Raw genomic sequence first — 443 nt, forward strand, 5'->3', positions numbered from 1 at the left:
GGCCGAGGTGGCGTTGGCCATGCGCGACCTGGGCGGGTCACCCCGCCCGCTGCTGGAGGCGGCCGACACGCTGCAAGCCCACGGTGATACCGCCAACGCCACACAGGCGCGGCTGATTGCGGCGCGGCGGCTGCTGCGCATCGGTCGCCTGGACGAAGCCGCAGCGGCCATGGACGCCATGGCGACCGCCCCCACAGCGGGCGACCTGCCCCCCGCCCTGCGGGCCATGGCCGACCTGACCCTGGCCGAGCTGGCACTGCGCTCGCTGCACATCGCCGCCGCCAGTGCGGCGCTGGACCGTGCGCAGGAGGCCGCCGAGCAAGCCCATGTACCGGCCCTGCTGGCTGAGGTGGCGCAGGCGCGCGCCGTGCTGGACCAGCCCGCAGCGCGGCGCGTGGGGGCAGGGGTGGACCAGCCGCAGCGCCTTTCCGATGTGGCAGACC

Annotated in this window: 1 protein-coding gene; it reads left to right on the forward strand. The window is 75.8% G+C overall.

Annotated features, from left to right (window positions below; translation table 11 throughout):
- Nucleotides 1-19: 19 nt before the first annotated feature.
- Nucleotides 20-443: hypothetical protein (locus tag GPA27_RS28455; protein WP_211165313.1), on the forward strand; the 424-nt coding region annotated here is incomplete at its 3' end.

Origin of the sequence: Aromatoleum toluolicum (assembly GCF_012911005.2) — a bacterium.
Taxonomy (GTDB): Bacteria; Pseudomonadota; Gammaproteobacteria; order Burkholderiales; family Rhodocyclaceae; genus Aromatoleum; species Aromatoleum toluolicum.